This is a genomic window from Cellvibrio sp. KY-YJ-3 (assembly GCF_008806955.1).
In the GTDB taxonomy this organism is placed as follows: domain Bacteria; phylum Pseudomonadota; class Gammaproteobacteria; order Pseudomonadales; family Cellvibrionaceae; genus Cellvibrio.
In genome coordinates this window covers 856,568-871,400 of the sequence record NZ_CP031727.1, presented here as the reverse complement: position 1 = coordinate 871,400, position 14,833 = coordinate 856,568, and the positions used below count along the sequence as shown (strand labels likewise).

Below are 14,833 nucleotides of genomic sequence, written 5' to 3'. Positions count from 1 at the left end.
ATCCATAAAAAATCCCGAGCAGATTTTCTGATCGGGATTTTTTATGAAACCCTATTACCACTTAGCGCTTGGTAGCAATCACATCCAGGGTCATAAAATAAATGGTCGTGGTTGACTCAAAGCCTGAATCGGTGCCGAGTAAAATCCAAACGCTGCCATCCTCTGCGGTTACACCGGAAAAGGCGCCTGGTTCGCTGCGCAAGGTTTTGCGCATATAGTCGGTGTTGCTGTCACCACACTCGCGGCTGTTGGCAAAATCTCCCAGCACTATGGCATCGCTGCCACCCACGGCTTGGTTGCCTTTGTCGATATTCATTAACAAATCACCAGCACCGTTATTTACGGCCAGTGGTTCGGTTTTACTCGCACCTGCCTTTATCCACACACTTTCACCCGGCGCACCGCCCACACCCATGCAATTTTTTTGCGCGTTGGTGCCAAAACGGACTTTGAATTGAAATTCATAGCGAGTATTAGGCTCAAGCCCTTCGAATTTTTTGGTGATGAACATAAATAAATCATCACTGTGATTATTGCCACTCAACTTATAACCCTTGCGGTTTGTCGCCAAACTGGCGGGCAGGGTGGTAGAGCCTGCATCAAGCTCATAAAACGATTCCTGACCCACAGGGTAATCCGCAAAACCTGATTTCCAATCGGTATTGGTATCGTTAAAGTCGATGCTCAACGCTTTTGAATTGGGGTCTACCGGTGGTAGTTTTATGTCGCTCCCACAGGCGCTGAGTAAACCGGTACTTAGTAATAAAATGACGGCGGGAATATAGCCAGTGAGTTGCATAGGGTCGCTCCTTTTAAGGTTATCTTCTATGGAACTATTGTGTGCAGCGCTTGTGGCAGCGTCTGTGGTGGATATGTAGCGACTGGTAAAAAAGTGTAACAGCGAGGGGAATTTTTTTTATCGCCGGATAACAGCTACAATTCCTTACAACCCTATACCGCGCGCTGGTTTATAAATAAGCTATCCCTCTCTTTTTTTGTGCAATCTTATGACTCTGATCCGCCAACTGTTCACCACTTTCTTGCCCGCTTTGGTTGCGCCTTGTTTTGCGGCGACTGCGTTTGCCTGTGAGCAGGGGCAGGGCGATTGTGTGGAGGTAGGTAAATGGGAAGTGAGTGTTGGTTTGGGTGTTGGAGTGCGCACCAATCCACTGGCCGATAGTGACGATATTCCGCTGTTTATAGTCCCGCAGATTAATTATCAGGGTGAGCGCTTTTTTATCCAGAACCTGGATCTGGGTATGATCCTTTGGCAGAGTGAAACCCAACAGCTGAACCTGCTCGCCACTCCCAGTTACGATCAGGTCTTTTTTCATCGCTGGAGCCCGAGCAATTTTTTTATTGAAGGCAGTACGCTGGCGACTGCGGGAAAAGATACTGGCGGTGGCAAGAACCCGGTAGTGACCGAGGGTGATGGCGGCGACCGCGAATTGGTTGCGCCGGAATTTATGCCATTGCGCGAGCGCGATTTGCGCGATCGCCACATGGCCGGCCTTGCCGGTATTGAATATAGTTGGTCCAGTTCTTTGGTTGATCTACAGATCCAGTATTTAACCGACTTCACCCAAATTCATTCGGGCGAGGAACTGCGTATCGCCCTTGCCAAACAGTGGCGTTATGGCAAACACCAGTGGCTGGCGTCGGTGGGCGCTAATTGGCAGAGCCGCGAGGTAGTGAATTATTACTACGGCGTAAGTGATGCTGAGGCCGATGAGCGCGGTGCTTATATTACGGACGCGGCGCTCTCGCCGCTGCTGCGTTTGGATTGGAATTACGAGTTAAGCGCGCGCTGGGATTTGCGTGTGCTCGCCAGTTACCGTTTTTTACCCGACGAGATTTCAGCGAGCCCATTAATTAACGATAATAAAGTGATCACGGTTTTCGTTGGAGGGGTATACCATTTCTGATGGCCCGGTGCTGAACCGCTTGACCGCAACCTCGGTTGCATCCGGTTTATTCTTTGCAGCGCAGCTGCTGGGAAGCACGGCGCTCGCCAGCGATTTATCCGGCGCGGGTTCATCCGCATTACCGCTGATCCAGTTCTCCATCAAACCGCGTTTGTGTGTATTGAATGCCGGCGAAGAAGTGTGCCGCGACGAGCTTGAAGTTAAATGGCAATCCGCTGCGGTGCGTTCCCTGTGTTTGTATCAATCGGATAAAACCGAACCGCTGCGCTGTTGGCAAGAGGCCACGCAAGGTGAATATCAATTTGAATTAACCGCCAGTGCAAGCACCGATTTTGAATTGCGCGAAATAGACACGGGAACAGCGGTGAGCGATCAGCGTTTTCAAGTGGTCTACAATGACAAAAAATACCGCCGGGCGCGGCGCAACCCCTGGAGCTTTTTTTAGTTCTGTTCCCCCCCGCAACCCATGGACTTATATAGGGTGTTCAATATGTTTCAAGCATTAGCTCACAAAGCGATTGCCTGTCTATTCCTGTTGGCAACTCCGGTTTTGGCCCAAACCGCTTTGTTTCATATGCAAGGTGAAATGGGTGATCGCGAAATGTATTTTGCAGATTTCAGGGTGGTGTCAGATAGGACACCAATGAATATGATTTTCGGCCCGCTCAGTGTAAAAGAGTTGGATGTGACCGCTGTGTATGAAAATGCTGCAAAACCGGAATACGTGGTAATGCGTTTGCAGTTTGAGTGCGTCAATAAATTTTCCTTCGATGAGAAAAATATTCCCAAGCAGCCGGGTTTTAGTGATCCGGTGAATATGCGCATGGCCGAGAATAGTTACATGCTGCGTCGGTCTGATTTAAAAAGCCAGGCAGTACCGACGAGTGACTGGAAACAAGTCAATTCGCCAATGTTATTAAAGGCCGCAAAAATCGCCTGTAATGATGATGTTATGCACACGGCAGTCAAAGCCGCACTAAACAAAAAAACCGAGCAATTTGAATTAGAGAAATTCAACAAAGAGATTCAAAAAATTGGATTGCCCGCCGATTTTTATTTAGTGAGTTATGTAACAGCGTCAGAATTTTTGGATTTTGCCTGGCAAGTAGCCTGGTGGCCAAAAAAACGCCCTGATCCAACCGGCAGATGGTCCAGTTATCCCACCAAAAAAGAGTGGGCTGAATATCAGAAAAAAATGGCGGAAATAGAAAACACTATTCAGTCGGCAGCGCAAACGATGAAACAGGACCTGGAGGCAAGCATCAACACCATGCAAGCCGAGTTTGATTTTAAGGAAGAGGCTGCAAAAATTCAGGGTAAACGGAAGTTGAATCGATTTGAGGTGCATTTAATTCAAGTCTGGCTTGGTAAAACAGAAACAGAAGTCGTCACAAAAATGGGCAACCCCATAGTCAATGAAGCGGGCAATATGCGCTTTTTGGACTACGCCAATGAATTCAATAATAAATCAGTAGTGATGGACATGAAGTCTGGCGCTGCGTGGGAAGAGGGCATTTATTCGCGCTGCAATTTTCAGTTTATTTTTATCCCTGACCAAAGTTCTGTGTGGCGGGTTGCGGATGTCCGGGTGTGGGCCAGTGGTGATAGCAGTTTTACCTGTAGCGGTTTTGCAGAAGTTCCAGATTAATAGGAGATAAAATGAAATATGTAATCAGTATTCTTGGTGCCAGTTTTTTCACGCTGTTAATTACTACCCACGCCAGTGCCAATTGTCCGGGTGGTATGGTGGCACAAGGAACCAATTGCGTAGCTGACCATAAAGAAAAAACAGCGGCTGCAGACAGCAATTTTGATGTCCTGGGCGGTATTATGGACACCAGCAAAAAAGAAATTAATGTTAAAGAAGCCATCGATGGCAATGTAAAAAATGCCTTGGAGAGCGCGGAGTACAAAGCGTGGGAGCAGGGCAGTTGGGAATTTTTTCAGGCCAGTTCCAAGGCAAAAAAAGGCGAGTATTGCACGGCGTTATTTAATAAACAGGGCAACATAGTGGCATTAATGGGCCCCGGTGGTTCTTACAAAGGCGCGCTACTGGCCTTCTCCAATCTTGCCGATACCGCTAATGGCGGTGGCAAATTTCCCATACCGGAAAAGCCCGGCACTATCGAACTCACGCTCTATCAAAATGCTGACCAACCCGCAAAAGTAAAAGCATTCCATTGGGATCTTGGTCAGGAGGATTTAGTGGGCGATGAAAAACCCCTGATTGTATTTGCGGTACCCACCATCGAGGCTGCGTTGGAAACGATGGAAGAAAAAATCAATTTTCGGCTGGAGTATAATGGCGACATTATCGAACAGGTTGAGTGGCATTCCGGTCAGATGGCAAAACAAAAATTGCTTGCTTGTTTGAAAGGTAACTAGCCGGTCAAAAATTTCGTTGATAACAGTATTTCGATTAATCTATTTCTATCTTCCGGGTCTGGCTCCATGTCGCACAACAATTTAATTTTATTGGTTGAAGATGACCGCCGTCTGGCGCAGCTGGTAAAAGATTTTCTAGAGAGCAATGATTTTCAGGTTGCAATTGAGGAAAACGGCAATCGGGTATTGCGTCAAGCGCAAAACTTGAATCCCGCTTTGATCGTATTGGACTTGATGTTGCCCGGTAAAGATGGACTGACCCTGTGCAAAGAATTGCGCCCGCAATTCAAAGGCCCGATTTTAATGCTCACCGCGCGCGATTCCGATGTGGATCAAGTATTGGGTTTGGAATATGGCGCCGACGATTATGTGATTAAACCGGCGGAGCCACGTGTATTGCTTGCCCGAATTCGCGCACTGCTGCGCCGCTATTACCAAAATGATCCGCGTGAACAGGAAGCCTTAAACTTTGGTGAATTGTGCATTCAGCCCACCGCACGTAAAGTATTATTGGCAGGGCAGGAAGTGGTGTTATCCAGTCATGAATACGATTTACTGCTCGCGCTCGCCGCGCAAGCGGGGCAAATTCTCAGTCGCGAATTTTTGTTTAACCATATATACAACCGCGAGTACGATGGCCTTGATCGCACTATCGATGTACGCATCTCACAATTGCGCAAAAAATTAAATGATAATCCCGATAACCCGACGCGCATCAAAACCATTTGGGGTAAGGGCTATTTATTTATTGCTGATGCCTGGCAATAAATTCTGATGAACCGCGCCTTTATTTCCCTGTATTTTTTTATTGTCGCCTCGGTAGTATTAATTGGCTGGGGGCTCAATCAATTTTGGGAAAACCTCGCGCCCGAGCAGCAACCGACAGCGGAAATCGTGGCGCTGCTGCAATTGATCGAGCAGGATTTATTAAGCCAACAACCACAGCCAAATGATGGCTATGCACAGCGCGCGCAGCAAATTGCCGCGCACCTCGCGGTGGATCTGGAGTTATTATCGCTGGACGATGTGGCGCAATCGGCCGCGCTGCAGCAATTGCACGCCGGTGAAATTCTGGCGAGTCGCAGTGACAGTCATATCATTTGGTATCAACGCCTTGCGCAAACTGATCAAGTGATGATGTTGATGTTGCCCTTAGGCGATGAAAGCGGCGCGCCTTTGTATCGGCTGTTGCTAATTTTGTTTTATCTCGCGATTGCGCTGGTGATTTATATTTGGGTGTGGCCACTCTCGCGCGATAGTAAAAAACTGGAATTCCAAACCCGCACTCTGGGCAAAGACGGTGTACCCGACACCCTAAAAATTTCCCCTGCCTCTACCCTCTACCCTCTGGCGCAAGCGTTTAATCACATGGCCCAGCGGTTGCGCGAATTAATTGCTTCGCACCGCGAGATGACCAACGCTGTATCCCACGAATTGCGCACGCCGCTGGCGCGGATGAAATTTGCTTTGGCATTACTCGATGAACAACAGCTCGATGAAAAAAATCGCCGTCAATTGCGCAGTGTGGAGCAGGATGTGGCGGAAATGGAGGCACTGATTAGCGCGCTGTTAATGTATGCCGGCTTTGAACAAAAAACCCAACAGCTGCAGCAAACACCGGGACATATGATGGATATGCTCGCTGAGATCGGCGCGCGTTTTCATCGCCACAATGAACGGCAGTTGCAGTTGGAAATTATCGACAAAACCCAAGGTCAGGAATTTAGCTGCGAGTGGAAGCTGATGGAAACCGTGCTGCAAAACCTGATCAACAATGCCGCGCGCTACGCCACTCACACCATTCGCGTGGAGCTGACACAAACTGCTATTCACTATTGTATTGCGGTAGAAGATGACGGCCCCGGCATTGCTGCCGAACAACGCGACAAAGTTTTTGAATCCTTTGTACGCCTTTATGGCGAAAGCACCAGCAATACCGCCACCGGCGGTTTTGGCCTGGGTCTTGCCATAGTAAAACGCATTATGCAGTGGCATCACGGCGGCGCGGTATTTGTTGACCCCCAGACCCTGAGCGGCGCGCGGGCGGAGATTCGATGGCCGAAAACTTTTACCTGATCCTCTGTACTGGTTGAGCGCGATGTTCGCCAGCTGATTAATTTAAAAGATGTTGCCTAATTTCAAAAGTTCATGAAGTTGGTCGCAGGCAGGGTAGGGCCGCTTGACAATTTAGCAGCGCAATTGAATTTAAAAAATTAACAACACGGAGATCATTATGAAAAATTGTCCGCATTGCGATCAGCGCCCCATTTCGTTTGGCGCTTGGTGTAATGGTATTAATTCGCTGGTCTGCCATTGCGCACACTGTGGCGAAAAATTAAAAGCCAGTGCTGCTACCTGGGTGTCTACCGTTTTGATTGTGATTGCTATGGTTGCGGTGGTTGCTGCGGGAATAATGATCTTCGGGTTAAGTATTCGCACTGATCAATTGAAATTAATTCTGTTGGTGTCACTACCGGTTGTTGTAGGTTGTTTTATCGGATATCACTTCGGCGGTTATAGCGCTGCATCATCCCTATTGAGTAAAACAGAATTCACCGGTTTGTATAGCAAATCATTACTTGCCCGTTATCCCCAGGCGCAGATACAAGTCAGCGACGAGCTGACGATCACCATTAACAACGTAAATGGTTTTGAAGTGAATATGCATTTGGGTAACGCCTATAGTGCCTATAGCTCCGGCACGCGGCCTTTGGATGTTGTGATCAACGAGCAGCTCGCCAGTTTTGAAACCATTGTTAAACCGGAAACCGCGAAAACCCGCGAGCATATTTTTCCGGTAGTGCGCTCCGCCGATTTCATCGCGGCCAGTAAACAGCAATTACAAGATGCAGGATTTTCAGGTGGCGATTTGCCATTCTGCTACGAGCCTATCAACCAGGATCTATTTTTGTTATACGTGTTGGATACTGAAACTGGTATGCAATTTCTGAGTCCAGATGCGTTAGAAAAATTCGGTATTCAGCGTGAGCAATTAAACCAGGTGGGACTGGAATACCTCAAAATGCATTTTGCACAGTGCAATGCACAACTGGAGCCGATTGATACCCAAGGAAAAGGCAAACTCTATCGCTTCCGCGTGGATGGCAACTACGACGCATCGCTATTGGTATTTCCCACAAAAATTGCCGAAGTCGCAGAGGCGATTGGCGATACGCCCGTCATTTTTATTCCCGCGCGCGATACGGTGTTAATTGCCGGTCAAAGTGATGCGGAAGCGATCGAATTTGCTGCGCAGCTTGCTGAAAAAGGTTACGCAGAACTTGCTTATGCTATTAGCCCGTATGGATATGTGGTTGGTGAATCCGGGTGTGAGAGATATCGATAATTTCAACACTTATTAGCGTAAGTTCAAATACTTGTGGTATTTGAACTTAATGTCCATCCAACGCCTTAATCTGCAAAATAATCTCCACCACCTTGCTACCTTTCTCCGTTAAATAATATTCCGTGCGCGGTGGTAATTCTTTGAAAGTTTTTTTATCAAGCAAACCGTACTCCACCAATTTGCGGAAGCGTTCGCTGAGAACTTTAGTAGAAATGCCTTCGATACTACGTTCCAACTCGCCGGGGCGATGAATGCCCTTGCCGACGTTGGTTAATACTGACACTGACCATTTACAACCGATCACATCTTCCAGTTTTTGATAACTGGAGCGGCTGCGTGCTGAAATATTTTTTGCGTTGTCCATCAACAATTTACCCCAAAAAGTAACCCGGGCACCAAAAAGTGCCTGCTGTTTTTTGCGCGTGGCGATTTGTAAAGTGAACTCAGTCGTTCATTCAAACGGCGATTTTCTTAACCCTAACAGAGAGATTAGTTTATGAAAAGCCAAGCGATTTTTTATCATGCCGGTTGCCCGGTTTGTGTTGCCGCCGAACATCAGTTATTGGATTTGGTTGATGCCAACCGTGTGCAGGTTGAAGTGGTGCATTTGGGTGATGCCCAACAGCGTGTGGCAGAGGCCAAAAAATTGGGCGTTAAATCTGTGCCGGCGTTGGTGGTGGACGGTCAGGTGTTACACATCAATTTCGGCGCGGCTATTGAAGCGCTGGAATAAGAGTTAGGCAGGTGAGCGCTCAATGGCTTGCCTGCCCGGTTTGTCGCTATATTCGATATTCGTTTAATAATTAGTCGCATTCAGGGCTAGCGCTCGCCAAAACCTTGGGTATAGAATGCGACAACCTTCACTAGAAAGGTTGTAAGAGGCGCCAATAGACCTCTTCCGCCCTGCGCTAATAAGATTAATTTGCAGGTTGTCGTACCGGCGCGCTCTACGCATAAGAGGCAAAGCCTCAATCCCTTCGGCAAGTGGTTCCTTCAGTCAAGTGTGTTTGTGGCATCAGGTTAGACCTGACTGCAGTTGCACCTATTTTTCTATTGTTTGGTCTTAACAGCCCTGAGCTGTGGCTGGTATCTGCCTTAGGCGGACTCCAGACCTATATAAATCAGTTATTGGCAATGTGTTCATTTTTAAACGGTTGATACCAGAGGCTGGCGCCAGCTCTCTGGCGTTGGTGTTTGGCGCTGATATTTGTGGCCAAAACGACAATAACAACAACTGTGAGAAAATCATGAAAATCCATTTGCTATCCGCTGTATTGCTCAGTGCATTGCTCGCTGCCTGTGGTGGCGATAATAAAAAAGGCAGTTCACCTGCCAGCTCCAGCCCCAGTGGCAACCAATCTTCCAGTGTGTTGGCGACCAACAGTTCAACGCCTGCGGTGAGTAGTCAGTCGAGTTCATCGGGCCCAGCGGTGGGTGTATTTGTGGATGCGTTTGTGGTTGGCATTGGCTATCGCACCCAGACTCAATCCGGTGTGACCAACGAGCGCGGTGAATTCAACTATTTGCCGGGTGAGACAGTAACCTTCTTCCTGGGGGCGTTGGAGTTTCCAACGATCCCCGCCAAAAACATAGTTACCCCCATGGACATGGGGCAAACCGCTAACCCGGAAGCGGCAACCGTGGTGAATATTGCCCGCTTGCTACAAAGCTTGGATAGCGATAGCAATCCGGCTAATGGGATTAGCATTAACGCCGCGGCGGCGCAGGCCGCCAGCCAAATAGATTTCACTCAAAGTATTGCGGACTTTGCGACTTCAGCCGCTGTAGTGAATCTGGTGGCCAACAGCGGTTCTTCCACTACCGCGTTGGTAGCGATAGAAGATGCTATCGCCCATTTGCGCGAGACGCTGGCAAATGTTGGCATCCCTATGGAGGGTAGCTCCAGTTCGACGAGTTCAGTAATAGTGGTTCCCGCCAGTTCCAGCGCGCCGGCGAGTTCTACGCCCGCATCCAGTATTGCACCATCCAGTTTACCGGCATCCAGTGCGGCTAACTCCGTTGCGCTTAGTTCCACGGCCAGTTCCGTGGTAATGATTCCCGCGAGTTCCAGCGCACCCGCCAGTTCTACGCCATTATCTAGTGTAGCCAGCTCGGTGGTAGTGGTTCCCGTGAGCTCAAGCGCTCCTGCGAGTTCTGCGCCCGCATCCAGTATTGCACCGTCAAGTGTACCGGTATCCAGTGCAGCTAACTCTGTTGCGCTTAGTTCCACGGCCAGTTCCGTGGTAATGATTCCCGCGAGTTCCAGCGCGCCTGCCAGTTCTACGCCAGTATCTAGTGTAGCCAGCTCAGCAGCGGACGAAAGTTCCAGTAGCGAAAGCAGTGTGGAGACCAGTTCCAGTGCGGAAGCTTCATCCAGCAGCGGTGCGGCTCCTTCGGCCTTTGATTCCGCCGATGGTTGGGCTTCGGTGGGTGTGAATAACCTGGGTTATCCGGGCACTAACGGTGGTGTCACGGCCGATCAGGCCCACACCTATACCGTTACCAACCGCAATGAGTTGCTGGCGGCGCTCTACACCAATCTCACCATTAATGACGACGGCACCTTTAGTGGTACGGTCGATACCACGCCCAAAATTATCTATGTTGAGGGCACCATCAACATGAATATGAACAAGGCGCTGGTGGAAAAAACCGAGGCGGATTACATCTGCCCCATCGACGGTAGCAGCATCAAAGTCGCCTATAACTTTAACGACTATGTGACCCAGTACGACCCGAATGGCGCCTGGGGTACAGCACCGGTGAGCGGCGATTTGGAAACGGCGCGGGTCTGTGCGGCCAACAAACAAAAAGCGGTTATCCAGATCAAAGTCGGTTCCAATACCACCCTTATTGGGCGTGGCGCTGACGCCAAAATTGTGCGCGGTCATATCCGCCTGAGCCCGCCCTACGACAACATTATTATCCGCAATGTGCATTTTGAAGACGCCTTCGACATGTTCCCGCAGTGGGACCCAACCGACAGCGGCGGTCGCTGGAACTCGGCCTACGACAATATCAGTATCGACGGGGCAACCCATGTGTGGATCGACCACTGCACCTTTAGCGATGGCGCCAACCTCGACAAGCTGCACCCGCCGGTATTTGCGGCGCCCTATAACCTGCCGGAGATGAAAGTCCAGCATCACGATGGCGCAATTGATATCACCAAAAACGCCAACTATGTGACTCTGTCGCACAACTATATACACGACCACGACAAGACCCATTTGGTGGGCAGTTCGGACACCATCGCGGTGGACAACGGCCCGCAGTTCCTCAAAATCACTATGCACCACAACTTGTTTAAGGATGTGACCCAGCGGTTGCCGCGCGTGCGTATGGGCATGGTGCATGTGTACAACAACGTTTACGACGGCCAGTTAAAACCTGTTGATAGCGATCGCAACTACGCCTTCTCAGTGGGCTTGGCGACCGGTCAATTTGGCAAGATCTACGCCGAAAATAACGTCTTTAACATTGAAGCCTCTACCGATCTGGTCGACGCCACAGTGCACAACCTCTACAGCGTCAGTTTCAAGCAGGATTCAGGCACCATCGCCGCCTGTACCAATGCAGGTTACAGCGCTGCCGATTGTTCGACCCTGTTCTACGAAACCGGCACCCTGTTGAATGGTCAGCCGGTGGATATGATGGCGGCCGCCCAAGCCTATGCGGCGGGTCTGGCAACGCCACTCACGCTCAACTCAGCGGCGAGCTACTGGACGCCGGCCAGCTACTACAGCTATCAAGTGGATAACGCCGCCGGTCTCGGTGACCTGATTATTGCCGCCGCTGGCGCGGGTAACTGCAGCGACTGTTTGAATACCGACAAGCCGGTGCAAATCCCTGCATCCAGCAGTTCGGCGTCCAGCAGTTCAGTCGCCAATAGCTCGAGCAGCAGTTCATCCTCAGCCTCGTCCGAGGCGCCGATTGCCATGAACTGTGGTGCCGATGTGTATTTCTGCGACGACTTCTCGGCCGAAACCGCCGCCTACTGGAACTTGCTGCCAGTGGCTGGTCCAGTAGGTAGCTTCGATTTGTTCACCCAGAACAGTAATCAGATGCTGCGCTACACCGCTGGCAGTGCCGGTGGGGTATTGGCCTTGGTCAAACCTGCCGCATTTGCCGGTGTTACCAGTGGCGACTATTACGTAGAGGCGCGCATTCGCCCGCGCAATAACAGCACCACCGGCAACAAACAGCTTTACGTGATCGCCCGTGCCCAGGACGCCAACAACTGGTATGGCGCCGGCTTCAATGTGCAGGGCTCCACCACCAGCACCCGTGTTGCCATAGGCAAAATGGTGGGCGGGGTATTTACCGACAATATCTTCAGCCGCTTCAACACCCCGATCGAACAGGGCACTGCCGGTGGTAGCGATGGCACCTGGTATACCCTGCGCATTGAATTCAAAGGCAGTGCGATAGTGGTCTACCTCAACGGTGCGCCGGTGATTAGCGGCACCGATACCAGCTTCAGCGCGGCCGGGTTGATTGGCCTTTACACCACCAACAAGTCGTTTGAAATCGACGACATCAAAGTGGGTAATGCCGATGTCAAACCGGTGCAGTTCACGGTAGCGCCCAGCACTACCACGTACGTGGCTGAAGCAGGCGATCTGCCCACGGCGCTGACCGTCACGGCCAAAAACAGTGCCGGAGAAACTGATACCTTCACCGCCGAGTCGAGTGATACCGGGGTGGTGCAGGTGAGTATTGCGGGCAACCAGGTCAGCCTCAACCCGGTGGGCGGCGGCAGTGCCAGTATCACCCTGACCAGCGGTTCTGACCCCAGCAAAACCCATGTGATCAGCGCGACTATCGCCCCGCAGTTTGTGCAGCCGAGCCAGACTTACGACCTGAGCGGTCGGGTTGATCCGGCGGTGAACGAGGCGAGTGCCTATGTGGATACCCGCTTGTCGATCACCTTCGATGCACCGCCGACGCTGGGCAGCAGCGGACGGATTCGTATCTACAAAACCAGCGACGATTCCATCGTGGATACCATTACCCTCAGCGACAATACCGACACTATTGGCTACCCGGGGCAGGGCATCTATCGCATAGTCAAAACCAGCCCGCTCAGCATTAGCGGCAATACCCTGACCATTGCGCTGGACAATAGCAAACTGGCCTACAACACCAGCTATTACGTGGCGATTGCCGAAGGTTTAGTGACCGGTACAACAATCAACGGCACCGAATTTGTCGGCTTGGGCAAAGCGGCGGGCTGGAGTTTCACCACCAAAACCGCCGCCCCGGCGACCGGTGATGTGACAGTGGACGACAATGGCAGCGCCGATTTCCGCACGGTGCAGGGCGCTATCAACCACGTAGTGCAGACAGTCGCCAAAGATACTCCCGCTACTATCAGCATCAACAACGGTGACTACCGCGAGTTGTTATTCCTGCGTGGTAAAAACAACCTGACCCTGCAGGGTGAAAGCCGCGAAGGGGTAGTGATTCACTACACCAACAATGAGGGCATCAACTCCGGCACTGGCGCGAGCCAAGCGTCGGGCAGCCCGGCGGGCGGGCGCAGTGTGTTCCTGGTGGAGACCTCGGACTTGCTCAAGCTGGACAGCCTGACCCTCAAAAACGACACCTTGATTGGCTCTGGCGGCCAGGCTGAGGTGATCTACTTCAACAACGATACTGGCCGGTTGCTGGCGACTAACGCTAACTTTATCTCCGAGCAGGACACCATCCAGGTCAAGGGCTATAGCTGGTTCTACCGCAGTTTGATCGCCGGCAACGTCGATTTTATCTGGGGTAATAACCGCGTGGCGCTGTTTGAAGAGAGTGAAATCCGCTCCCTCGGCGACTCCCGTGGCAATGGCAGCGGCGGTTATATCCTGCAGGCGCGCACCGTGAGCGCGGCGGACAAGGGTTTTGTATTCCTCAACTCCAGCCTGACCCGTGGCCCCGGCCCACTCAACCATGAAATAGCCGACAACCAAACCTGGCTCGCGCGTTCCGGCGGCAGTGTGAGTTACTTCGACAATATCGTGTTTGTAAACACCAAAATGGACGCCCATATCCGCACCGCCGGTTGGAATACCAGCCCGCTGCCCAATCCGGTATTTGCGACTGCCAGCACCGGTTGGCGCGAGTTTGCCAGTATGAATCTGGCAGGTGATACGCTCGATGTGAGTGGCCGGGTGGCGGACAGCAGCTATCAGTTATCCCTGGGTGAGGTTGCCAGTGACTACTGCAACCGCGCGCAAATTTTTGCGGCCTATAACAACGGCGCTGGCTGGAACCCACTGCCGGATGACGCCACTGACTGCTTGAACTATGGCATCCCATCCAGTTCATCCAGCAGTTCATCGTCGGCGGAGGAGTCCTCCAGTTCTGAGTCGAGTGCCGCGAGCGAGAGTTCCAGCTCTGCCGCCAGTGAAAGCAGCGTGAGCAGCGACAGCTCTAGCAGTGCGGAAAGTTCAAGCAGTGCTGACAGCAGCAGCGAAGCCAGCTCCTCCAGCAGTTCGGTGTATGTGCCCACTACCACTAGCTGGACGCCATCATTGGCGGAATTTAGCGGCATGATTGGCGCCCTGGCGAGTGGTAACTATCCCTTTAACGCCAATGCGGCGCCCGTGGCGGTGAGTGGATTGAATTTTTATTCGCCCTCGGCAGGTTCACTGCGGCTGCATGAAGCCAGTGGCCCGGTGTATGCCATCAACTACAACGGCACTTCATTCAAGAGCGATGTGGTGATGGTGGAGGGTACCAGTGGTCAGGTAGATCCTAAAATTCTCAACGCTACTGGTGGTGTGACTCGCTATGTGTCTATTCCGGTGGCGGCGAGCAGTTTGCCACTCACCGTGAAAATCACTTACTCCAACGCGTCGGCAAGTTGTGTCAATGGCCAAATTTCGCTGGTTGACCAAAATACCAAAGCCTGGAAAGTGGCCTCGGCCTGCGGTACCACTAACTCCATATTGGAAGTGACCCTGACCGATGAAACGGTAACCGAGCTATTTATTTTAATGAGCCGCAACGGCGATAGCGGCGGCGGCATCCGCATCTGGCAGGTGGAGGTGACCCGTTAACGCTATTAATAAAAACGACCGGCATTTGCCGGTCGTTTTTATTTTGGTTTATTGATTTTTCGTGCTTAAAGTAGACAGAAGGACATTATAAAAAACTTCCAATCGGACAATGTTATTTACTC

Annotated in this window: 11 protein-coding genes; 9 read left to right on the top strand and 2 right to left on the bottom strand. The window is 51.0% G+C overall.

Annotated elements, in window-relative coordinates:
- Positions 1–61 precede the first annotated feature (61 nt).
- Complete coding sequence (locus tag D0B88_RS03740; protein ID WP_151055197.1) at positions 62–799, bottom strand: hypothetical protein; 738 nt, start codon at positions 797–799, stop codon at positions 62–64.
- Between the two features lie 208 nt (positions 800–1,007).
- On the opposite strand from D0B88_RS03740, the gene D0B88_RS03735 reads away from it, so the two are divergent.
- The 7 genes from D0B88_RS03735 to D0B88_RS03705 all read left to right on the top strand — a co-directional run bounded on the left by D0B88_RS03735 (position 1,008) and on the right by D0B88_RS03705 (position 7,656).
- Complete coding sequence (locus tag D0B88_RS03735) at positions 1,008–1,925, top strand: MipA/OmpV family protein (protein ID WP_151055195.1); 918 nt, start codon at positions 1,008–1,010, stop codon at positions 1,923–1,925.
- Positions 1,926–1,944: 19 nt separating this feature from the next.
- A complete protein-coding gene (locus tag D0B88_RS03730; RefSeq protein ID WP_225318519.1) occupies positions 1,945–2,370 on the top strand; it encodes a DUF3019 domain-containing protein in 426 nt (141 codons plus the stop codon).
- Between the two features lie 45 nt (positions 2,371–2,415).
- On the top strand, positions 2,416–3,573 hold the full coding sequence (locus D0B88_RS03725) for a hypothetical protein (RefSeq protein ID WP_040391061.1): 1,158 nt from the start codon (positions 2,416–2,418) through the stop codon (positions 3,571–3,573).
- A gap of 11 nt (positions 3,574–3,584) precedes the next feature.
- Positions 3,585–4,310, top strand: coding sequence for a hypothetical protein (locus tag D0B88_RS03720; RefSeq protein WP_007639144.1), 726 nt, complete (start codon positions 3,585–3,587; stop codon positions 4,308–4,310).
- A gap of 66 nt (positions 4,311–4,376) precedes the next feature.
- Positions 4,377–5,078, top strand: coding sequence for a winged helix-turn-helix domain-containing protein (locus D0B88_RS03715; RefSeq protein ID WP_007639146.1), 702 nt, complete (start codon positions 4,377–4,379; stop codon positions 5,076–5,078).
- A 6-nt stretch (positions 5,079–5,084) separates the two neighbouring features.
- Positions 5,085–6,386, top strand: a complete 1,302-nt coding sequence (locus D0B88_RS03710) for an ATP-binding protein (protein WP_151055192.1) — start codon at positions 5,085–5,087, stop codon at positions 6,384–6,386.
- 157 nt (positions 6,387–6,543) lie between these two features.
- Complete coding sequence (locus D0B88_RS03705) at positions 6,544–7,656, top strand: DUF1444 family protein (protein WP_151055189.1); 1,113 nt, start codon at positions 6,544–6,546, stop codon at positions 7,654–7,656.
- A gap of 46 nt (positions 7,657–7,702) precedes the next feature.
- Here D0B88_RS03705 and D0B88_RS03700 read toward each other — a convergent pair whose 3' ends face one another.
- Positions 7,703–8,020, bottom strand: a complete 318-nt coding sequence (locus D0B88_RS03700) for a helix-turn-helix domain-containing protein (protein ID WP_151055187.1) — start codon at positions 8,018–8,020, stop codon at positions 7,703–7,705.
- Positions 8,021–8,152: 132 nt separating this feature from the next.
- Here D0B88_RS03700 and D0B88_RS03695 point away from each other — a divergent pair, with 132 nt between their 5' ends.
- A complete protein-coding gene (locus D0B88_RS03695) occupies positions 8,153–8,389 on the top strand; it encodes a thioredoxin family protein (RefSeq protein ID WP_151055184.1) in 237 nt (78 codons plus the stop codon).
- Between the two features lie 514 nt (positions 8,390–8,903).
- Positions 8,904–14,711, top strand: coding sequence for a pectinesterase family protein (locus D0B88_RS03690; protein ID WP_151055181.1), 5,808 nt, complete (start codon positions 8,904–8,906; stop codon positions 14,709–14,711).
- Positions 14,712–14,833 lie beyond the last annotated feature (122 nt).